The following is a 21,923-nucleotide window of genomic DNA, read 5'->3' as shown; positions in this document are numbered from 1 at the left end:
TTCATAAGACTCCTTGTCTTATCAAGTAAAGAATTGTCCGAGGGCAAAAAGGCCGTCGGTCCTTGTCTCTGGCAATGGTCGGCGATTGCTGGAACTGATGATTAAAGATGGCAAGTCTCTGCTTACTGTTGGATCGACAGAAATAAATTAATTCACCCGTTCGGATAAATCGATAGAATCCGATTATCAAATTAAAGGATATGAATTGCTATGCATCCGTTAGCAAGTTCCACTGTTCAGACCCCTGTACTTATGCTCGAATCAGACAATTGTTCAATTATTGCCACTGGAGGATCCAATGGGTCAGTTTATGAGGCTCCTGTCTGTGCACGCTATATTCCCAGTCAACAGGTCTGCGCGGGGAGTCCAGAGCAGCCGGTGGATGAACATCTGATCACTGCTCTAACGTCTTGTGCCGTAAAAATAAAGCCAGAACAACCTAAGGTAAAGTTTCAGGAAAATGATTTATTACTCGTTTATCCCTGTAACTCTCATCACGGACGCGATCCCGGTCTCGATTTGAAGATCAATCCGGAAAAACTTAAAAACAGTCTTGAATTTAACATATCTGAATTTTTGAGGAAACGATGGATAGACGGAAAGAGAGAAGATAGCCCTACTGAGGATGAAACAAAGTCACTGGCTGATTCAATATTAGCAAAGTTGCCTGCAGAGCTGACTGAGTTCCTGAACAAAGACTGGTCTGGTAAAGAGTTGTTCGCTCCCGAAGAGTATCAGGCACTGGCCCGGTTCCACAGTGCAATGATCCTGGCTAAACATGAGCGTATTAATTATTTGTGGGCATTCGTGAATGACGAAGAGTGTGAAGACGTTAACGACTTTATTGTTAAAAATAATATTCCCCTGAGCATTCTCTGGAGCAAAGACGACGAAGAATTTCACGAATTTTTTAACAAGGAGTGCATGCCCCTGCGTGATGGCTGGAGCCTGGATGAAATAAAAATTATAAGGTATTGGCTGAAAAGGGAGCTGAGTAAACCCGTTAAAACGTGCCACTATGGCATATTAAAAGCCGGTTGTGTAACGGTCTGCGACAACTGTCAATACAGTGTTATTGAAAACTGGGAAATGTATGAGCGCTTCAAAATGTTTATGAGGCAGAAGGAGAAAATGTCGTAACACAGTCATTTTTGCAGGTGGCTTAACGTTTGATTCCATAAGATCCCAAAGAGGCAACGTCGAACCCTGTTTATAAAGGGTGATAGAGCCTGGTTAGACTTACTGCTTCTCTGATTTTTGCAGAGGGGATTGCCTTTAGTTACAACAGAATGTCTTGGTCATAAATTTTTGTACCATAGAACCTTAATAAAATATTGTTTAATTACAGCCCTTTACAGGCGTGATATAGGAAGTGTCAGGAATCTATTAAACGACATTTACAGTATTTTAAAATTGGCGATTTCATTTTCTTTCAGCATGTTGTTTAATGGTTTTTTAGAACTATACTCTATAACGATTATTGTCAGACTTAGAGTGTTCTGCTTTGGATGATTTGCCATAGCATTTTTATGGCGTGAGGTGTTGGATTTGCAGTTATGTGTATGTTAAGCAGTTTGTTTTGGTCTCAATACTGATTGCATATCTGCTCTTGAATAGATGTAGTGGGGTTTTTCAGATCAGATAATTATAAGTAATCTCGCTTCCTCTCAATAAACCATCTGTGGGTTACCTGCGTAAATGACACAAATGGGCCTTATCATGGGGTGGAGACGATGAACGTTGGTAACAACACAAGACCATTGGAAAGGTCAGTATCGTGACACAGGCAACCGGACGAAAAACTGCTCCGTTGGCAGTCGCACCTCTGAGAAGTAAAGCAGCGCAACAAATCTGCACAATAATAATAAGAAGTTTCCGCTGCGATCAGCGGATAGTCAGGGGATGTAAGGGAATAATGATGCAGCAGGCGAAATCTCTCTTTCTTCTTCTTGCGGGACTGGCTGTAACGGGTAGTAGCCGTGCTGCATGGGAAGTCAATATGACCGAAGGTGTGACGGCGGTCAGCCGGAATATCTACGGACTCCACATGACCATATTGATGATCTGTGTCGTGATCGGCCTGATTGTCTTTGGCGTCATGTTTTATTCCATTTTCAAGCACCGTAAATCCAAGGGCGCAGTAGCTCACCAGTTTCATGAAAGCACACTGGTTGAGATTGTATGGACATCCATTCCTTTTCTGATACTGGTGCTGATGGCCATTCCGGCGACCAAAACGCTGGTGGAAATTTACAATACTGACGAGGCTGATATTGATATCAAAATTACCGGCTATCAATGGAAGTGGCAGTATGAATATGTCGGAGAAGATGTCTCTTTTTTCAGTAACCTCAGTACACCCCGGGAACAGATCCGGAATGTTCGGGACAAAAACCCCAACTATCTTCTGGAAGTGGATGAGCCGCTGGTGATTCCTGTGGATAAAAAGGTTCGCTTTCTGGTGACCGCTGCTGACGTTATTCACTCCTGGTGGGTGCCTGCCCTGGCAGTCAAGCGTGACGCCATTCCCGGATTTATCAACGAAGCCTGGACCAATATTGAAGTACCCGGTACTTACCGTGGGCAGTGTGCCGAATTGTGTGGTAAGGATCATGGCTATATGCCCATTGTGGTTGAGGCCAAGTCTCAGGAAGACTATGACGCCTGGCTGCAGGCGAAAAAAACCGCAGCGGGCAAAGAGCGTGAGTTGACCGATAAAACATGGACCATGGCGGAATTGATGGACAGAGGTGAGCAAGCCTACACCAGGGCTTGCGCTGTATGTCACCAGCCCAACGGTGCCGGCATGCCGCCGATCTTCCCGGCGCTGAAAGGCAGCCCGATGGCCACTGAAGCGGATCAGATCGGAGCACATGTCGATATCGTTATGAATGGTAAAAAGGGGTCGGCAATGCAGGCCTTTGCCGGCCAGTTAAGTGAGGTGGACCTTGCTGCCGTGATCACCTATGAGCGGAATGCCTGGGGCAATGACACCGGTGAAATGGTGACCCCTCAAGAGATTGTGGAGTACAAGAAAACTGGCGAATACGTAGAAGATCCGGCCAAGCAGACCATGCCAGATAACCAGCAGGCGAGCCTGTAAGGAGAGTAGATATGACTTCGGTAACAGATACTGCTTCTTCCCTGGATCAGGAACACCATCACGGGCCTGCCAAAGGGTTGATGCGTTGGGTTCTGACCACCAACCACAAAGACATTGGCTCCATGTACCTGTGGTTCAGCTTCATTATGTTTCTGACCGGTGGGGCCATGGCCATGATCATCCGGGCTGAACTGTTCCAGCCCGGACTGCAGATTGTCGAACCGGCTTTTTTCAACCAGATGACCACGATGCACGGTTTGATCATGGTATTCGGTGCCGTTATGCCGGCTTTTGTCGGGTTGGCTAACTGGATGATTCCCATGATGATCGGAGCACCGGATATGGCCATGCCCCGGATGAACAACTGGAGCTTCTGGATTCTGCCCTTTGCTGCCGTGATGCTGGTGAGCACCTTGTTTATGGAAGGTGGTGGCCCCAACTTCGGCTGGACCTTCTATGCGCCACTATCAACAGACTATGCACCGCCTTCAACAACATTTTTCATCTTTGCCATCCACATGCTCGGGATCTCTTCCATCATGGGTGCGATTAATATCATCGCGACCATCCTGAACCTCAGGGCTCCGGGGATGACCATGATGAAAATGCCCATGTTTGTCTGGACCTGGCTGATCACGGCTTATCTGCTGATTGCGGTAATGCCGGTGCTGGCGGGTGCAGTAACCATGATGTTAATGGATATTCATTTCGGTACCAGTTTCTTCAATGCCGGTGGTGGTGGTGATCCGGTACTGTTCCAGCATATTTTCTGGTTCTTCGGGCATCCGGAAGTTTACATCATGATTCTCCCCTCCTTCGGGATTGTCTCCGCCATTATTCCTGCATTTGCCCGCAAGCCCCTGTTTGGCTATACCTCCATGGTGTACGCCACCGCCAGTATTGCCTTTCTGTCGTTTATTGTCTGGGCGCACCACATGTTTACGGTGGGCATCCCGCTGATTGGCGAGCTGTTTTTTATGTACGCCACCATGCTGATTGCGGTACCCACCGGGGTGAAGATATTCAACTGGGTGACCACCATGTTCCGTGGTTCCATGACCTTTGAAACCCCGATGCTCTTCTCCACGGCGTTTGTGGTGCTCTTTACCATTGGTGGTTTCTCTGGACTGATGCTGTCAATTGCCCCTGCTGATTTCCAATATCACGACACCTATTTCGTGGTGGCTCATTTCCACTATGTACTGGTGCCGGGAGCAATTTTTGCCATCTATGCTGCCTGCTACTACTGGCTGCCAAAATGGACTGGCTATATGTATGACGAGACGCTGGCCAAAGTGCATTTCTGGATGTCCTTTATCGGGATGAACCTGACATTCTTCCCAATGCACTTTGTCGGGCTGGCTGGCATGCCACGCAGGATTCCGGACTACGCACTGCAGTTTGCCAACTTCAATGAAATGGCCAGTATTGGTGGTTTTATGTTTGGAACCACGCAGCTCCTGTTCCTGTTTATCGTGATTAAATGCATCAGGGGGGGAGCAAAAGCTGAGGCCAAGCCCTGGGAAGGTTCTGAAGGGTTAGAGTGGAGTGTGCCATCACCAGCGCCCTATCACACCTTCACCACACCACCGGATGTCAAGTAAACGACAGGAGTCTGTATGAGTGAACAGGATAGAGAGCAGCCTGAGGCCATTGAGCATTCAACTCGCCGTACTGTCATTCGCTCCATACTCGTAGCTTGTGGCATGTTCGGTTTTGGTTTTGCCATGGTGCCACTGTACAACGTGTTCTGTCAGGTGACTGGCCTGAACGGCAAGACGGATCCTGACCCATATATGTACAAGGCGGCAGAAGCCAAAGTGGATACCAGCCGCGATATCAAGGTGCAGTTTGTGGCCACGAAGAATGCGGGCATGAGCTGGGACTTTTACCCCAGCACTCCCCAGGTCACTGTGCATCCCGGCGAACCAGGCCTGCTCAACTTTGTTGCGAAAAACCCCACGGGTAAAACCATAGTGGGCCAGGCCATTCCCAGTGTGACGCCGTTTGAAGCCACCAACTTTCTGCATAAGGTCGAGTGTTTTTGTTTTACCACACAGACGTTGCAGCCATGGGAAGAAAAGGTGATGCCACTGCGAATTATCGTCGATCAGGATCTGCCGAAGCATATAAAAAAGCTAACCTTGTCTTATACGCTGTTTGATGTAACCCATTTGAACTGAATGTTTTGAGCTTTATTTTCTAAAGAAGATTGTTCGGGAGAAAAGGCGTACTCCCTGTCAGATCAGGAGAGGTGAAAGAAAGTATTATGGCTACCGAAGGTACCTACTACGTTCCGGCCCAGAGTAAATGGCCAATCATTGCGTCTATTGGACTTTTTCTGACCCTTCTGGGGGCCGGCATGATGATGAATGACATGAGCGCCGGTGTTAAGGACTCCAGTGCACACTATGTGTTTTATGCCGGTGGCCTGATAATGGCCTGGATGCTGTTTGGCTGGTTCGGCAATGTCATTCAGGAGTCCCGGGCCGGGCTTTACAGTGCGCAGATGGATCGGACATTCCGCTGGGGAATGTTCTGGTTTATTTTTTCCGAAGTGATGTTCTTCGCCGCACTGTTCGGAGCCCTGTTCTATGTTCGTGTTCTGGCCGTTCCCTGGCTCGCCGGTGAGGGTGAAGGGGCGATGACCCACGAAATGCTCTGGCCAGACTTCACTGCGAGCTGGCCGCTGATGGTGAATCCGGACAACGACCTTTTTGTTGGCGCTGCCGATGTTGTGGATCCCTTTCACCTGCCGCTGTTGAACACGCTTCTGCTGGTTGCTTCCAGTATCACACTGACACTGGCCCACCACGCACTGCGCGCTAATGACCGCTACAAGATAAAACTGTGGTTGATCCTGACACTGATACTCGGTGCCGCATTCCTTTTTTTCCAGGTTGAAGAGTACATAGAAGCCTATAACGAACTGGGGTTGACCCTTAGTGCTGGTATTTATGGCTCAACCTTCTTCCTGTTGACCGGTTTTCACGGTGCTCATGTAACCCTGGGAGCCATTATGCTGGCGGTGATGCTGGTGCGGGTTTTTCAGGGGCATTTTGAGGCGGATAACCATTTTGCCTTTGAGGCCGCCAGCTGGTACTGGCACTTTGTAGATGTGGTATGGGTTGGACTGTTTATTTTCGTTTATCTGATTTAACTATTATCGATACAACCAGGGTGCCTGGCTGTGGATATCCCCATGAAGCCAGGCGGCGACAATAATCACCATAATCAAAACAGTGAGACCGATACGAACTTTCAGGGAGTTCAGCAGCTTGGGCGAACTCTTTTTCTCAGTCAGCAAAAAATAAAAGCCGGTACCCAGACTGATAACCACGGCAATAAAAAGAACAATAACGACGAGTTTTATCCACATATTCCTGGCTCAAGAAAGTTATCCACAAGGCAAACTCCTGAGATGAACTCAGTATTTTCCGCACTTTCTGGGACACAATAGCATAGAAAGACCGTTCACTTGATGTTTGGATTCAGATTGAAGTTGACCCTGTTAGTGATTGCCACCCTGCCGGTACTGGTGAGTCTGGGCTTCTGGCAGCTATCACGTTACGAGCAAAAGTTGATGCTGGAGCAGGCTTATGAGTCTCGCCATACTCTTGAGCCGCTGCCACTTTCCCAGGTTCAACGCCACGAAGATCCTTTGTTTCTCCCTTTTACGGTGAGCGGCCGGTTTGACCCGGATCGCTACTTTCTTTTGGATAATCAGGTTTTCCAGGGCGAGGCCGGGTATGAGCTGTTTATGCCGTTTCTGACCGATGACGGAGCATGGTTGCTGATTGACCGGGGGTGGATTGTCGCAGGTGATCGGGAACGGCTGCCGGAGGTGATGACAGATCCGGAGCATCTGATACTGACCGGCTTTGCGTATAAGCCCCTGGGTAAACCTTTTATGCTGGCGGAAGACATCTGGGAAGATGGTTGGCCGAAACGCATCCAGGCGTTTGACTCACTAAAAATATCCGAAGCCATAGAGAGCACGATGCCGGATTTCTACATGGTGCTCAGAGCCGGTCAGCCGGGTGCTGAACAGATGCGCCCAACGGTGATTAATCTGAAATCAGAGAAGCACCTGGGCTACGCCTTTCAATGGTTTGCCATGGCACTGGTCCTGCTCTTGTTGTATGGGTTCCAGATGATTCGCTCAGGTAAGAACCATAAGTAGTTAACCAAATGAAATCATATTTTCTGACTAAGTGGACAGTCACTCTGCGGCGTTACAACTACGGTCACATAGCTACGGCTATGCTCCCTACGTTGTGCCTTGCATAGTAACTGCCCACTTAGCCAGAAAATATGATTCCATTCGGCTAACTACTTAAGAACAAGCATGACGTGTGAGGTGATCATGACCAAGACAACCACGAATAAGAACCGGCTGCAGCTTGCCCTTGTCATTCTGATCCCATCCATGGCCATGGGGTTGGCCTGGATGATGTACTTTACCGGGGCATGGATACCAGAAGGAAGAACCAATAAAGGCGAGCTTTTATTACCACCGGCCCAGTTTGCCGCGCTGCATCTTCAGGACGGTGAAAAGAGTGTAGATGCCTCAGCAACAGAGGGCCTCTGGCGCGTGGTGGTGTTTGGCAGTGCCCGTTGTGAAGAGTCTGATTGTGTCGCAAGCCTGTACAAAACCCGTCAGGTGCATATTGCCCTGGGAAAAGAGTCTGAACGAGTGACCCGGTTTTATATTGCTCCGGAAAAACCGGTGCCCTCCTCAGAACTTGAAACGGAACATCCGGGAATTTACTGGCTGAACGCGGACAAAAACCATGTGCAAACCGCACTTGGCCTGAAGCACTGGCCAGAGAACCGTATTTTTATCATTGATCCACTGGGTAATCTGATTATGGGATATCGGGTTGATCAGCCTGGTGGTGATGTGCTGAAAGATCTGCAAAAGCTGCTGAAAGCATCCAATATCGGTTAATGGGTACTAAATGATTATTTAGTCATTGGTTTTTGTTTAATGTGGTATTTTTTGGTTAAAAAAAGGGTTGGTAATGGGTAGTCAACTCACTGGGGTGGCAATGAAGAAAAAAGGATTTTATCTGGCGCTGATCGCAACGCTGCTGGCAAGCATTGTCGTTGGTGTGGGGGCCTATACCAGGCTGGTACATGCCGGGCTTGGCTGTCCTGACTGGCCCGGCTGTTATGGTTTTCTGACCGTGCCGGATACTCAGCAGGAGATTGCCCATGCCGAGTCACTCTTTCCGGAGGCTCCGGTTGAAGTTGATAAGGGTTGGGCAGAGATGATCCACCGTTATGTGGCTGGCACCCTGATGCTCCTGGTGCTGATGATTGTTATTCAGGCATTCAGAAACCGGCGTGAGCCGGGTCAGCCGTTCAAGCTGCCCATTCTGATCCTTGCACTGATTACTCTGCAGGCCGCTTTTGGTATGTGGACCGTCACGTTAAAACTATGGCCCCAGGTTGTGACTGCTCATTTGCTGGGCGGTTTTGCCACCTTCAGTTTGTTGTTTCTCTTGACGTTGAGGTTGTCCGGCGCGCATCGAGAAAAGGTGCCGGAAAAGCCGTTCCTGTTCCTGAGGTGGCTGGCGGTATTCAGTCTGGTACTGGTGGTTGGTCAGGTCAGTCTGGGTGGTTGGACCAGCTCCAACTATGCAGCCCTTGCCTGCCCTGACCTGCCAATGTGTCAGGGGCAATGGCTGCCACCCATGAATTTTGCAGAAGGGTTCGATGTCGGGCAGGACATCGGTCCGAATTATCTGGGTGGGCAGTTGCATGCTGAGGCCAGAACCGCCATACATTTTGCCCACAGAGCGGGGGCGATACTTATAGTGATATTTCTGACGTTGCAAATGCTTATTGCGCTCAAGGTATCTTTCAGGGTTGGTGGTTCTATAGGTTCAACGGTTCGAAAACTGATGCTGCTGGTTATGGTCATGTTGACGGTCCAGGTGGGTCTTGGCCTGAGCAATATCATCTGGAGCCTGCCGTTGAGTATTGCCGTAGCCCATAATCTCGGTGGTGCCTTGTTGTTATTATCACTGGTGGCCTATAACTACTTCTTATTCGGTGGTGCTCTTAAGAAAAGTGGTTTGAACAACAGTTTGCAGGATTTGCAGGAAATAGAGGGCTGAGCATGAGTCAAAGTAATGTATTACCGGCAGGGAGTGCCCACTGGAAGGATTATCTTGAGCTGACCAAGCCGAAGGTGGTCGCGCTGATGATCTTAACGTCGGTTATTGGTATGTACCTGGCAACACCTGGCTGGGTACCTCTGGATATTCTGTTTTTTGGCAACCTGGGGATTGCTCTCTGTGCCGGTGCCGCAGCGGTGATCAATCATGTGGTTGACCGACAGATCGATACGGTGATGGCGAGAACCCATAATCGTCCGGTGGCCACCGGTCGGGTTGAACCGCTCCAGGCGGTCATTTTTGCCTTTATTATTGGTTCACTGGGAATGGCCATGCTGTTTGTGCTGGTTAACCCTCTGACCGCCTGGTTAACATTTGCATCCCTGATGGGCTATGCGGTGGTGTATACACTGATTCTGAAACGGGCAACGCCACAGAATATTGTTATTGGTGGTTTGGCTGGGGCGGCTCCTCCCCTGCTCGGCTGGACTGCCGTGGCCGGACAGTTTGAAGGCCATGGCCTTTTGCTGGTACTGATTATTTTTGCCTGGACGCCGCCTCACTTCTGGGCCCTGGCGATCCATCGCAAGGAGGAGTATGCCAAAGCGGATGTTCCCATGTTGCCAGTTACCCATGGTGAGGCTTACACCAAACTTCATATTCTGCTCTATACCATCATCATGTTTATGGTCACCTTGCTACCATTCCTGACGGGTATGAGTGGGGTGATCTATCTGGTGGGTGCAACCATTCTGGGAGCACGCTTTTTATACTGGTCCATTGTTCTGCTGCGTGACAGCAGACCTCATGCTGCCATCAAGACCTTCAGGTTTTCAATTACCTATTTGATGCTGCTGTTTGTGGTGTTACTGGTGGACCACTATTCATTTTATCTCTGGGTGTAAGGAGTCCCTGTGGACACAGAAAGGAGTAAAGGGGTGAAAAAGACGGTCACTATTTTACTGGCAGCCGTTGCTGTCGTGCTCGGGGTGACGGCGAATAAATTCATCAACAAGCCAGCGTTATCCAAAGAGCAGCTGCAACAGATGGGGGCGGTGGTATTTGAAACACCCAGGGCTTTCACCATGGATGGGCTGGTTGACCATAACGGCCAGCCATTTGTCGCAGAAAATCTTAAGGGGCGCTGGAGCCTGGTCTATTTTGGCTTCACCTTCTGCCCTGATATCTGCCCGGCAACGCTCAGTCAGTTAAATAAGCTGGACGCACTGCTCAAGGAGAAGTCGCCGGTTCTTGCGAAAGAGATGCAGTACCTGATGGTGACGGTGGACCCACGAAGAGACACCCCTGACAAGCTGAAAGGCTATGTGCCCTACTTTAATAAGGACTTCACAGGAATCACAGGAGAAGTTGCCAGTATTTATAACCTGGCGGTTCAGATGAATGTCCCGTTCACCCCGGTGGTTGACCCTGAGGATGAGTTTTATCTGGTGGATCATGGTGCCAACCTGGCCTTGATTAATCCGCAAGGACACTATCACGGGTTTATACGGCCACCATTGGAACCCGGTAAGCTTAGGGCAGCGTTGTTAAGTATTGACAAGAGTCATTGAGTCTTGATTTTTTACTATCTTTTTGATGTTAAAGCCAGCGGATGCTGGCTTTGCAAATTAATAGAGAGTTCCAGCCAAAAGTTTTTTCAGGGCAGCGGTCAAATCGAAAGTACGATGGGTCAAGAATCGGTCCGAATCACTTCAAGCTCAATAAATCTGCTTATTTCATAAACCAGGTCAATAGATAAATTCGCCAATTTTGTGAAATTTTCAGCTTCCTCAGGCGTTCGTATTTTATGTTTGAAATTATTTCTTTTATTCATATTCATTAAAGGTGTCTTGAAGAAGGCGTGAATATCAAGAAAGGTTTCAATACCGTGTGGCTTTAACAATTCCTCATCAAGCTGAACCAGGTCGAGAACAGAATTGCTGGTTGTTCTTTGATAATAATCAATCGCTTCCTGGATATCTTCCTCTGGTGTGTGCGCTTCAATAAAACGCAGATGATAATGCTCCATAAGCAAATTTATTAATGGTTGTTTGATTTTTTCTATATAATTGATAATTGCTCTTTTTTGTTGATTGGTTTTACTGTTTGCTTCATCCTTCAAAGGTTTATAATCAGGAATTTTAGTGGTTAAAGCTACCAACTGCTCCATGTAGGCTACTAATGGGTGGTTTGGCAACCATCGGGATAGTTCCTTTTTGTATGCAACAGCGTCATGATATTTTGTGATGATGACGTCGATAGCAGTGTCCGCTAATGTTCGCTTAAGAGGAGTATTCAAAGTAATTATTTTATCTGTTGTCGTACTGCTCTTTAAAATTGTTACCTCAGAATACCGATTATAAGGTTGATCAGTAATCACTTCAGCAGCCATTGCAAGTGATCCATCCGATGTTTCTGTCAGCACTTTTGTATTTTTAGCAAATGGTGGTAATTCTTTTTCATCACTGATCATTCCTGAATATATTGCCAATTCCCCTACTGTAGGTTTAAGTTGAAATGGTTCTTCGATGACCAAAATTTTTCTTGTTAAAAGTTTCCCTGCCATTCCTTTAATAAACCATGGAGGTAACTTCTCATTTTCTGCTGGTGAAGGTGTTTTTACAGGACTTTGTTCCCCGGAAACGCTGGGCTGCTGCGAGGGTAACTGCTCAAAAACTGTTGGCTGATTCTTCTGAAACTGCTCTACAGCCTGGTATTTCCGTTGAGAGTTCGAATGAGGTTGTGCCGACAGTTTCAGAGCAGTCCTGCTCAAATCAAAAAGCTGATAATCCAACTGACACTGGGGATCTTCCAGAAGTTTTTGAGCAGTTGACTGTAAGGCTGGTTCTGCTTTTTCCAGTACTTTTTGAGAAGCTATCCATGGAGTACTGGTATCAAGATCTCTTTTTAGTAATATTTGGGTATCCGCAGGCAGTATGCCAATTTTTCTAATGCCGTGCTCAACGCAGACCAGATAATGTTCTCCTTCATCAATATCAACTGATTTAACTGGATCGTGTTCAGTTGAGACAAGATTTTTGGGTGAAATATGTAACCCGGCAAACAATTCATCATATTTGCTGTTCTCAGAAATATTCGGAAAATTTATTTTCATAACTTCTCTCGTTACCTCCTGGCTGAGAGTTTGGTCAGGTCGGAATTCTCATAAAGCTTTAAGCCAATTTACCAGTGCGTAATGTAATTGACCTGGGGCTTTCACGGTCTTTATTTCTCCAATACAACATAGAGTTTTCAACAGTCTGGATGGCAATGGAACCTGTGCCAAATTTACCAATGCAGAAACCGGAGCCTATGTAGGTCATGGAATGGATCCATTCTTGTGTGCATGTATCCGACAAATTCAGATAGCTAAATGGCTCAACTATTTTTATATCAGTGACTACAGTTGAGGGATAATAGTTCATAGGGATTTTGATATTGTATTTTTCTGATCCACAGTGTAAAAAACGTTCAAACTGATGACATGTTGGAATCAAATACTCGCTATCTTCAGAAGTCGTACAGTAACGAGCCCCTTGTGAAATCCACTTTACAAATCTTTTTCCCCAGGTGACTGGAGGCTGATATTCACACTCTGTTTCATCCTGACCTTTGACAACAAAAGAAATCTTGTCGTCTTTATCTTGAAAAAGTGTCATTAAGTATTCATCAGCGCCGTCACCACAAATTGAGACATCAGTTTTATCCCCAATTTGAAAGATTTGGAGTGTTATTTTGTTGGAAATTGCCGGATTTATTAATGACTGACGTGTCAGAGTAAACGGTTCCTTTATATAAACCTTGACCGTCTTTGCATGACTTGTTTCCCTGCCTGCAAATGAGCCGCTGCTGTTTTTCTCCATACTGTTGTTCGCTGTTCGTGCGGGGAGAGACATAGTGTTAGCTGTAGAGGATATATTCATCAGTTTTTCCTGACTTTGCCGTGAATTTACACGAAAAGCCTTAAGCAGCAGGCTTTTCGAGCAGATTTCTGTATTGTGAACTCGCGGACTCAGGTTTTATTTATTACTTTCTTTTTATCAACCGGGTGATTAAAAAAAGTAAAAAGCTGGCCACAACCACTGAAGGGGCCGCAGGCGTGTCCAGATACCATGAAGCCGCCAAGCCTCCGGAAACACCAAGGATGCCAAGCAGTGCTGAAACAATCACCATCTGCTCTGGTGTGCGCGCCAGCCGCTGGGCGGTCGCTGCCGGAATAATCATCAGGGAGGTAATCAGCAGGACACCGACTATCTTCATGGCTACGGCGATCACCAGGGCCATCAGCAGGGTTAGCGTCATTCTGAGCTTCCTGACCGGAATGCCCTCCACCTGGGCCAGCTCGGCATGAACTGACATGGATAACAACGGTTTCCAGAGCCATGCCAGTGTTGCCAGAACCAGGGCTCCTCCTCCGTAAATCCAGTAAAGATCAGAGGGACCGGTTGCCAGCAGGTCACCGAACAGATAGGACATCATATCTACCCGAACATTATCCGCAAAGCTGACGGTGACCAGACCAATGGACAAAGAGCTGTGGGCAAGGATTCCCAGAAGGGTGTCGGAAGCCATTCGTTGTTTTTCCTGGAAGCTGACCAGGATGGCGGCAATCATCAGTGAACTGGCGATAACGGCCAGGTTGATATTGATATCCAGCATCAGCCCCAGTGACACCCCCAGTAGAGCAGAGTGAGAGAGGGTATCGCCGAAATAAGCCATACGCCGCCAGACCACAAAGCAGCCCAGGGGGGCTGCCAGCAGAGCCACGCCATAGCCTGCCAGTAAGGCAGATAAGAGAATATCCGGCATCATTGTTTTCCTTCAGATACAGGGCTTTGTGGCTCAAGAATATGCCCGTCAACGCCATGATGGTGGTCGTGATGGTGAGTATATACCGCCAGTTCGTCCGACTCTCCACCAAACAGGCGAAGATACGCCGGGTGTTGCTTAACCTGGTGAGGGTGGCCGGAGCAGCAGACGTGTTGATTGATGCAAATGACCTTGTCGGTGGATGCCATCACCAGATGGAGGTCGTGGGACACCATCAGAACGGCACAGTGCTCCCGGTCCCTGGACGCGTTACGAATCTCCGTGATCAGCTGGTAAAGCTCCTTCTGTCCGGTGACATCAACCCCCTGCACCGGTTCATCCAGCACCAGAAGGTGTGGTTTATGCAGCAGTGCCCGGGCCAGCAGAACCCTTTGCAGCTCACCACCAGACAGGGATTGCAGCGGTGACTGGAGTACATGGCTAACGCCGGTTCGCCCAAGGGCGTCGTGAACGGCTGTTAAACGACAGCCGGTCAGTCTCAGGAACCGGTTGACCGTCAGTGGCATGGAGTCATCAATATGAAGTTTTTGCGGCATGTAGCCAATGCGCAGCCCCTTTCTGACGGAGCGTTGGCCGGATGTGGGTTCCTGCAATCCAAGGGCTACCCGTACAAGGGTGGTTTTTCCTGCACCGTTCGGGCCTATCAGGGTAACGATTTCACCGGGATTCACCTGCAGATTGATCCCGGTCAGTACCTCTCTGTTCTGGAACTTCATCCAGATATTGCTCAACTCTATTAATGGTTGATTCATAATATGTGATTATTCACTTCGTTTTGCAGTTGGTGCATAAACCAGCCAGCTCTATTGAGGTATCCGCAATGATAAAGCCGTGTTCACTGGCACAGTCTTCCAGGGAATGTTCAATGGCCGGGTGTTCAATTTCAATGGTGGTCCGGCATTGGGTACAGATCAGAAAACAGCTGTTATGTGGCGTGCTCGGATGGCAGCAGCCAATGTAGGCATTGATGGATGACAAGCGATGGACCAGCCCTTGCTCCCGAAGAAAATCCAATGCCCTGTAGACGGTAGGGGGTTGGGCGGGTTTGGACTCTCCCTGAGTCAATTCGGCCAGTATTTCATAGGCCCCGACCGGGCAATGGCTCTGCCAGACCAGCTCTAACACCCTTTCCCTGAGGGGCGTCAGGCGAATATTGCGGCTCCGGCAAAGCAAACGGGCTTTATTCAAAGCATCTTTGATACAGTGCTGATGGTTATGGTCTCTGTAGGGATTAAGGCAAGACATGGTCAGATCAAATAAACTTGTGGACGTTATAATATAACGCTTTTACAGGGTTTCATAGCTACAAAAGTAAATTAAAAAACCAAGTGGAACTTTTTCCTGAATTTACGGTCAATTAACAAGTCGATTAAGCCAACCAGTGAAAAATTACACTTCGTGAGATTGGCTAAAAATTAATACAAATATTGAGAGAAAAAATGGAAGCAAGCAATTATTCAATACATAATAATAGAGTTAAATTTCCGGAATCTTCTGAAAAAGAAAGAAATGAAGAAACTGAACAAAGTGGTATGTCTCTAAACCGGAAAATTACTGTTTGCCATGAGAATGGAGCCTTTATTGGTTCAGCTGGATTACCAAATTCCCCAGAGCCCGAACAGAAGAAATTTTTAACGACAACTCACATACAAGCTGCCATATCATCTAGCCAGTTCAGGGCGGAGCTTGAGGAAATAAAAGCATGGCTGGATGATGGCTGTTTGAATTCTGTTGAAGATTGCAAAGCACAACTCAAGTCAATTATTGAAGATGATGTGGGTGTTTACAGATATAAGAAAAATCAAAATATACTGTTCCACATAGAAGAAAATGAACGGGTAAAGGCTGTAAAAAATACATTTGATAATATTGTTTCACACATTAGTTATTTAGTTAGTATCAATTATTTTAATAATAGCTTAAAGCCAGAGCTGATCTTATTAGTGTGCAAGCACTATAAATGCGATAATATTGTATCTATTGTTGAAAAGCTGGTAAGTGATTTTGATAAGAATGACGAAGGCTTCTGCGACATATTGCTAAATTCCTTAGAAGAATATGAATGTTTTCTTGAAGAAAAATTGCCTGTTTACCTGGCATTTGATCTGTTGCTGGATGGACAATTTTCTATAGATTCCGGACTGAATTTTGTTCTCTTTGAAAAATTATTGAGAAATATTGGCGTGGATTTTCCTCCTTCCAAATTGAAAATGAATTTTGAATTTGATAATAATATGAATGTTCAGATGATTTGGGCGCTATTCTCAATTCTGAATTATTGGGATACATGTTATATAAGCTTTTTAAACAGTTTCACAGAAGCCGTTTATGATCAGCAAGGCATTGATTTGCATAAAGATGAGGATCTGATTAAATATATTGCCATGCGAATGGATACTACTGGTTATCAGAAACTTCGTAAACTTCTTGCCATGCCAGAAGACAGCTGTTCATTATTGAATGAAATTGAGATAACCGAATGTACAAAAGTGTGCGAACATATGATGTTTCCTGAAAAGCTGATCTTTATATTGAAAAGTCTCAGCAGGAGTGATTATTTTAAAGGTAAAGCTGATGGTTTATTTGACTATTTAAATAGAACTTTACCAACATGCCATAAAGTTTCTTCAGATTTTGTGATGTTGTTGCAAAAAAGTCCTGTAAGAGCATTATCAGAAGTTGAAGAGTGTATGGACAAAGTAGATAAAAAGTTGAAAAAGATGGCTGATGAGAGTTTTCTGGAGCTCAAAAAACAGAAATTGTCGGAAATACTGGAAATTATAGAAGAGCAACGTGGTAAAGAAGTCATATCCCTTACAAAGAGAAAAATGGACTTGATGGCCGATATTAATGCTTTAAAACTAGGCATAAAGAAAGATATTGCTAAATCCATTACTGACCCGAGAACTCTGAAAATAATAGAACATGCTGTTATCACTCCTTATGGACACACTTTTGACCAGGCATCAATTACCCGGTGGCTTGAGGAAAATAACAGCTGTCCGATCACAGCAAAACCCCTGGAGTTGAAACAGTTATCCCCTGATTTTAGTTTGCAAAAGGTTATTGATGATCTATCCCCCAAACTAAAAGAACTTAAAGTGGATACTGATTCAACAGATACCAACCAATCAGCTTAATTCTGCCAACGCAAGCTTTGTTCGTTTTCTCAGCATATCCCTGAATTTATTCGGATCAAGAAAATGGCGCAGGAGGTTTTCCTCCTGCTCATTGTCTGCCTGAGTTTCCGGGTGTACAAAAGTAATCAGCCGGGAAATCCAGAATCTGAAAGCGGCCAGCCGCAACATGATTGGCCAGGCTTTTTGCTCATTCTCAGTAAAAGGCCGGACCTGCGCATAAGACTCCGTCAGTGCTTTTAAGCGTTGGCTATCCAGTTCAAGCGTATCAGTAAGACACCAGTCGTTTACAGTAACCGCCAGATCATAGATCAGCCAGTCATTACAGGCCTGATAAAAGTCGATCACGGCTGAGATTCTGCCCTGATCAAACAGTACATTATTATGAAACAGGTCGCCATGAATCAGCCCGGTTGGCAGATTGTCAAACGCTTGCAAAGCGTCAGAGATGTTTTGCCATTGCTCAGCCATAAAGTGGGCATCATCCTGGCCAAGTAATGGAATGAGTCTTTTCTGCTGGGCATCAAGCCAGGCAAGTCCCCGCTGGTTCTCCTGATAAAGGGAGGAACCTTGTCCTGCCTTATGGATTTTTGCCAGCATCGCACCAATCTGCTGGCACTGGTCCAGAGAGAGGTTTTCGGCGTCAGGGTGCTGCCCGGCAAAGCATTGCACAATCAGCGCAGGTTTGCCTTTCACCGACTGGAGAGCAGCACCACTCATATCCCGAATCGGGTTGGGCACAGGCAGGCCGAACGCTTTAAGCTCATCCGTATACTGGATAAAAAATGGCAGTGTGTCGGCGGGCAGATACTCAAAGAGGGTTAATACATAGCGCTGGTGACTGCCCTTGTTATCAATATCCAGAAAGTAGTTGGTATTCTCAACGCCACTTTCAATGCCCTGGAAGGACGTTAAGTTACCCAGGTCATAACGAATCAGAAGTTGCTCGATATCCTGTTGTGTCAAATGGGTATAAACAGACATGAAGTCCCTGTTCCTGGATGGTTATATTTATGGTTTTGCTGTACTCAGTGCCACTCAAAAATGGTCCATGAAGGCACTAGCAGGGTACGTTTTGTTGGATCAATGGGGTTGCCTTCATTATCTGAGGCAATCAGGTAGTAGGGCTTACCTACCTTGGGAATCACCTGAATCGCATAAAGCTGGCCACCGACCCGGTACTCTTTATAAGTTCTGGAATCACCGGCTCGAATCACTACCGATGTGTCGTCCCTGTTCTCCAGCGCTTCAGGGCGCAGGTGTCTGGGAATCTTTTTAATGGCTTCATCAGTAAACACAACCGCTCTCTGGCCCCTATGGGCTGTTGGCTGCTCCGGCTTTGAACCTTCCGGACTTTGTGTCGCACAGCCACAAAGAAACAAGGGTAAGAAAACCAGACCCAACTGCGCTCTTTTTATCAAGGGTTTCATCAGGAGCCTCATGATAATTGCGGTGGAAACCATTAAACTGCTAGGAGGCTGACCGAGAATAGACTGCCCTACTGCGGTGGCAGAAAATTGGTCTAAAAATTCCGTTTTGTTCGGCAAATAGCCCCGCTATTCACCTCACAAAACGGAATTTTTATCCTCAATTTTCTGCCATCCTCGCTACGGGCGCTATTCTCGGTCAGCCTCCTAGAAGCATTCTATACCCAGTTACCCAGAATCGTAAGTGAGTCCGTAATCCATGTCAGAACAAGCCAGTACGCCGCCACTCATACTCGTCGACGGCTCATCTTACCTTTATCGTGCCTTTCATGCTTCTGAGCGGGCCAATCTGCGCACGGCTGATGGTCGACCAACGGGCGCTATCCGGGTCATGACAAACATGTTGCGCAGTCTGATGCGCCAGTATCAGGATAGCCATGTTGCAGTCATTTTTGACGCCAGGGGAAAAAACTTCCGCCATGACCTGTACAGCGAGTACAAAGCCACCCGGAAACCAATGCCGGACGACTTGCGCTCACAAATAGAACCCATACATCACATTGTTCGTGCGCTTGGCTTGCCTCTATTAATGATTGAAGGTGTTGAGGCGGATGATGTGATTGGTACGCTGGCCAGACAGGCAACCGAGAAAAAGATCAACACCATCATTTCTACGGGTGATAAGGATATTGCCCAGCTGGTGACTGAGCATGTGTCGCTGATTGATACCATGAATGATGCATATACCGATCAACAGGGTGTTGAAAGTAAGTTTGGTATTCCTGCCAGCCTGATTATTGACTATCTGGCATTGATGGGCGACAGCAGCGATAACATCCCGGGTATGCCGGGTGTTGGTCAGAAAACAGCATTGGCTCTGCTCAATGGCATCGGCAGTATCGATGAGATTGCCGGGCGGCTGGATGAAGTGGCTGCGCTTGGTTTTCGGGGGAGCAAAAACTTCGCTGAGAAGTTTACCGAGCACAAGGACATTGTATTGTTATCCCGGCAGCTGGCCACCATCAAGACCGATGTAGAACTGCCGGTTTCCATTGAAAGTCTGGAAATGCAGCCCCTTGATAAAGAGCAACTGTTAGCGCTGTTTAAAGAGTACGAATTCAGGACGTTGATTGCCGAGTTGGAGAAAGAGGGCGCTTTTACTGATAGCAATGAAGCTGACGAAAAAGCATCAGGCGCTACCGGTGAGTATTCTGTAGTTACTGAAGAGACCGAGTTTCTTGACTGGATAGCACAGCTGGAATCTGCAGAGCTGTTTGCGTTCGATACCGAAACCACCAGCCTGGATTACATGGTGGCTGAACTGGTGGGTGTTTCATTTGCCATTGAGCCCGGCAAGGCCGCTTATGTGCCCGTTGCCCATGATTATCTGGGAGCACCAGCCCAGCTGGAGAGAAACTGGGTACTGGAAAAACTCAAGCCTTTGCTGGAAGACCCGGCAAAACAGAAAGTAGGCCAGAACTTTAAGTACGACCAGAGCGTGCTGGCCCGATATGACATTCAAATCATGGGGGCCGCTTTTGATACCATGCTTGAGTCCTACTGTTTGAACTCCATCGCCACCCGTCACAATATGGATGCCCTGGCTGAGCATTACCTGAATCATAAAACCATCAAATATGAGGATATTGCCGGCAAAGGTGCTAAACAACTGACGTTTAACCAGATTGAGCTTGAGAAAGCGGGCCCCTATGCGGCAGAAGATGCGGATATTACGTTACGTCTCCATCTTGCCATCTGGGAGCAGTTGCAGGCTGAGCCTTCGTTGACGGCGGTGTTCCGGGAAGTAGAAATGCCACTGGTGGATATTCTTTCACGTATTGAGCGGCATGGTGCCCTGGTGGATGGTGTCCTGCTTAAACAACAGAGCCTGGAGATTGGCCAGCGTCTCAAGGAACTGGAGCAAGCGGCCCACGATGTGGCAGGACAGGCATTTAACTTATCATCACCCAAACAGTTGCAGGAGCTTCTGTTTGATAAGCTGCAACTGCCGGTTATCAAGAAAACGCCCAAGGGGCAGCCATCAACCGCCGAAGAGGTCTTGCAGGAGCTTGCCCTGGACTATGAATTGCCCAAGCTGATTCTTGAGCATCGTAGCTTAAGCAAGCTCAAGTCCACTTATACCGAGAAACTTCCGCAGATGATTAATGGGGCGACGGGTCGTATCCATACCTCTTATCATCAGGCAGTAACTGCCACTGGACGACTATCCTCCTCGGATCCTAACCTGCAGAATATTCCCATTCGAACACCGGAAGGCCGTCGGGTGCGACAGGCATTTATTGCAACGGAAGGTTACCAGCTGGTGGCGGCAGATTACTCCCAGATTGAGCTGAGAATCATGGCACACCTCTCTGGTGATAAAGGTCTGCTGGATGCTTTTGCCCATGGGCTGGATATCCATAAGGCAACGGCGGCTGAAGTATTTGGCGTAGCACTTGATGATGTAACGGGTGACCAGCGACGAAGTGCCAAAGCCATTAACTTTGGTTTGATCTACGGCATGTCTTCGTTCGGACTCGCTAAACAGCTGGGGGTATCCAGGAAATCAGCACAGGAATATATCGACCTTTACTTTGCACGTTATCCGGGTGTTTTAAGGTACATGGAAACAACCAAAAACTTCGCACGGGAAAAGGGGTATGTGGAGACAATATTGGGTCGTCGTCTGTATCTGCCGGAAATCAATGCCAGAAATGGTATGCGCCGTCAGGGTGCTGAACGAACAGCGATCAATGCACCTATGCAGGGCACTGCCGCAGATATTATCAAGAAGGCGATGATCAGGGTTGATGAGTGGCTGAAAGCGTCAGGGCTTGATGCCCGTGTCATTATGCAGGTCCACGATGAACTGGTGCTTGAAGTTGCCAATGAGAGTGTTGAGGCCGTTGTTGAAGGGATAAAAGTGCAGATGTCCAGTGCCGCCCAGCTCAGTGTTCCACTATTGGTTGAAGCCGGTATTGGGGATAACTGGGATGAAGCCCATTAGTACACGGTTTCAATGTATTTGATGGGTTCCTTCATTGACCTCCAAACTCCGTTCGTCCTGAGCGGAGATTGTACACATCAAACTCATTGAAACCATGCACTAGCTGCTTTATGTGTTATAACAGCGTAGTCACCATTTGTAAGTTTTTTGTAAACGATGGAACTTTATTACCATATTGCTTGTCTCATATAGTGAGTCTCAAATGAGTTGCTCCTTGTGTGTTAAGTGTTGTTAATGTTGAAGCGGTATATGTTTCCCCGCATCTATCGTGTAAAGCCAGTGTCCTTTTCAGGA

General features: G+C 47.1%; 20 protein-coding genes. 12 read left to right on the top strand and 8 right to left on the bottom strand.

All coding sequences use genetic code 11. The features are described from left to right. The first annotated feature begins 252 nt into the window (after positions 1-252). The 5 genes from J7438_RS06190 to J7438_RS06170 all read left to right on the top strand — a co-directional run bounded on the left by J7438_RS06190 (position 253) and on the right by J7438_RS06170 (position 6,263). On the top strand, positions 253-1,140 hold the full coding sequence (locus J7438_RS06190; RefSeq protein WP_209275840.1) for a hypothetical protein: 888 nt from the start codon (positions 253-255) through the stop codon (positions 1,138-1,140). Between the two features lie 775 nt (positions 1,141-1,915). Continuing rightward, the gene (coxB, locus tag J7438_RS06185; protein WP_209275839.1) at positions 1,916-3,103 is read left to right on the top strand and encodes a cytochrome c oxidase subunit II; all 1,188 of its coding nucleotides are present in this window, start codon (positions 1,916-1,918) and stop codon (positions 3,101-3,103) included. Between the two features lie 11 nt (positions 3,104-3,114). Then, positions 3,115-4,707: a cytochrome c oxidase subunit I gene (ctaD, locus tag J7438_RS06180; RefSeq protein ID WP_101745353.1), complete on the top strand. Its 1,593-nt coding sequence runs from the start codon at positions 3,115-3,117 to the stop codon at positions 4,705-4,707. Between the two features lie 15 nt (positions 4,708-4,722). Beyond that, on the top strand, positions 4,723-5,286 hold the full coding sequence (locus J7438_RS06175; RefSeq protein WP_101745352.1) for a cytochrome c oxidase assembly protein: 564 nt from the start codon (positions 4,723-4,725) through the stop codon (positions 5,284-5,286). 86 nt (positions 5,287-5,372) lie between these two features. Continuing rightward, positions 5,373-6,263 (top strand): cytochrome c oxidase subunit 3, encoded by an 891-nt coding sequence (locus J7438_RS06170; RefSeq protein ID WP_209275903.1) that lies wholly within the window; start codon positions 5,373-5,375, stop codon positions 6,261-6,263. A 3-nt stretch (positions 6,264-6,266) separates the two neighbouring features. On the opposite strand, the gene J7438_RS06165 is transcribed toward J7438_RS06170, so the two are convergent. Next, the gene (locus J7438_RS06165; RefSeq protein ID WP_209200335.1) at positions 6,267-6,482 is read right to left on the bottom strand and encodes a DUF2909 domain-containing protein; all 216 of its coding nucleotides are present in this window, start codon (positions 6,480-6,482) and stop codon (positions 6,267-6,269) included. 102 nt (positions 6,483-6,584) lie between these two features. Between J7438_RS06165 and J7438_RS06160 the strand changes: the two genes are divergently transcribed. The 5 genes from J7438_RS06160 to J7438_RS06140 all read left to right on the top strand — a co-directional run bounded on the left by J7438_RS06160 (position 6,585) and on the right by J7438_RS06140 (position 10,799). Beyond that, a complete protein-coding gene (locus J7438_RS06160; protein WP_209200337.1) occupies positions 6,585-7,286 on the top strand; it encodes an SURF1 family protein in 702 nt (233 codons plus the stop codon). A 183-nt stretch (positions 7,287-7,469) separates the two neighbouring features. Next, positions 7,470-8,054 (top strand): redox-active disulfide-containing membrane protein, encoded by a 585-nt coding sequence (locus J7438_RS06155; RefSeq protein ID WP_209200339.1) that lies wholly within the window; start codon positions 7,470-7,472, stop codon positions 8,052-8,054. Positions 8,055-8,127: 73 nt separating this feature from the next. After that, positions 8,128-9,228 carry a COX15/CtaA family protein gene (locus tag J7438_RS06150; protein WP_209200341.1) on the top strand — a complete coding sequence of 367 codons (1,101 nt, stop codon included), beginning with the start codon at positions 8,128-8,130 and terminating at the stop codon, positions 9,226-9,228. A 2-nt stretch (positions 9,229-9,230) separates the two neighbouring features. Next, positions 9,231-10,133, top strand: a complete 903-nt coding sequence (gene cyoE, locus J7438_RS06145) for a heme o synthase (protein ID WP_209275838.1) — start codon at positions 9,231-9,233, stop codon at positions 10,131-10,133. A 9-nt stretch (positions 10,134-10,142) separates the two neighbouring features. After that, positions 10,143-10,799 (top strand): SCO family protein, encoded by a 657-nt coding sequence (locus J7438_RS06140; RefSeq protein WP_209200349.1) that lies wholly within the window; start codon positions 10,143-10,145, stop codon positions 10,797-10,799. 119 nt (positions 10,800-10,918) lie between these two features. Here the strand turns inward: J7438_RS06140 and J7438_RS06135 are convergent, their stop codons facing one another. From J7438_RS06135 to J7438_RS06115, 5 genes are all read right to left on the bottom strand, one after another. Continuing rightward, positions 10,919-12,343 carry a hypothetical protein gene (locus J7438_RS06135; protein ID WP_209275837.1) on the bottom strand — a complete coding sequence of 475 codons (1,425 nt, stop codon included), beginning with the start codon at positions 12,341-12,343 and terminating at the stop codon, positions 10,919-10,921. A 58-nt stretch (positions 12,344-12,401) separates the two neighbouring features. After that, a complete protein-coding gene (locus tag J7438_RS06130; RefSeq protein WP_209275836.1) occupies positions 12,402-13,151 on the bottom strand; it encodes a hypothetical protein in 750 nt (249 codons plus the stop codon). Positions 13,152-13,254: 103 nt separating this feature from the next. Next, entirely contained in the window at positions 13,255-14,040 is a 786-nt protein-coding gene (gene znuB, locus J7438_RS06125) for a zinc ABC transporter permease subunit ZnuB (protein WP_286196435.1), read from the bottom strand. Further along, positions 14,037-14,810 (bottom strand): zinc ABC transporter ATP-binding protein ZnuC, encoded by a 774-nt coding sequence (gene znuC, locus J7438_RS06120; protein ID WP_209200367.1) that lies wholly within the window; start codon positions 14,808-14,810, stop codon positions 14,037-14,039. The genes znuB and znuC overlap by 4 nt, the downstream gene beginning before the upstream one ends. Positions 14,811-14,823: 13 nt before the next feature. Next, complete coding sequence (locus J7438_RS06115) at positions 14,824-15,303, bottom strand: Fur family transcriptional regulator (protein ID WP_209200369.1); 480 nt, start codon at positions 15,301-15,303, stop codon at positions 14,824-14,826. A 194-nt stretch (positions 15,304-15,497) separates the two neighbouring features. On the opposite strand from J7438_RS06115, the gene J7438_RS06110 reads away from it, so the two are divergent. Continuing rightward, entirely contained in the window at positions 15,498-17,198 is a 1,701-nt protein-coding gene (locus J7438_RS06110; protein WP_209275835.1) for a U-box domain-containing protein, read from the top strand. On the opposite strand, the gene J7438_RS06105 is transcribed toward J7438_RS06110, so the two are convergent. Together J7438_RS06105 and J7438_RS06100 are read right to left on the bottom strand one after the other, a co-directional pair. Next, positions 17,190-18,179, bottom strand: a complete 990-nt coding sequence (locus J7438_RS06105) for a homoserine kinase (protein WP_209200372.1) — start codon at positions 18,177-18,179, stop codon at positions 17,190-17,192. The genes J7438_RS06110 and J7438_RS06105 overlap by 9 nt on opposite strands. Positions 18,180-18,223: 44 nt before the next feature. Next, the gene (locus J7438_RS06100; RefSeq protein ID WP_209275834.1) at positions 18,224-18,625 is read right to left on the bottom strand and encodes a DUF2782 domain-containing protein; all 402 of its coding nucleotides are present in this window, start codon (positions 18,623-18,625) and stop codon (positions 18,224-18,226) included. A 256-nt stretch (positions 18,626-18,881) separates the two neighbouring features. Here J7438_RS06100 and polA point away from each other — a divergent pair, with 256 nt between their 5' ends. Next, entirely contained in the window at positions 18,882-21,629 is a 2,748-nt protein-coding gene (polA, locus tag J7438_RS06095) for a DNA polymerase I (protein WP_209275833.1), read from the top strand. Positions 21,630-21,923 lie beyond the last annotated feature (294 nt).

Source organism: Thalassotalea sp. G20_0, assembly GCF_017744175.1.
Lineage (GTDB): Bacteria > Pseudomonadota > Gammaproteobacteria > Pseudomonadales > Endozoicomonadaceae > Endozoicomonas.
This window is presented reverse-complemented; position numbering and strand designations above follow the sequence as displayed.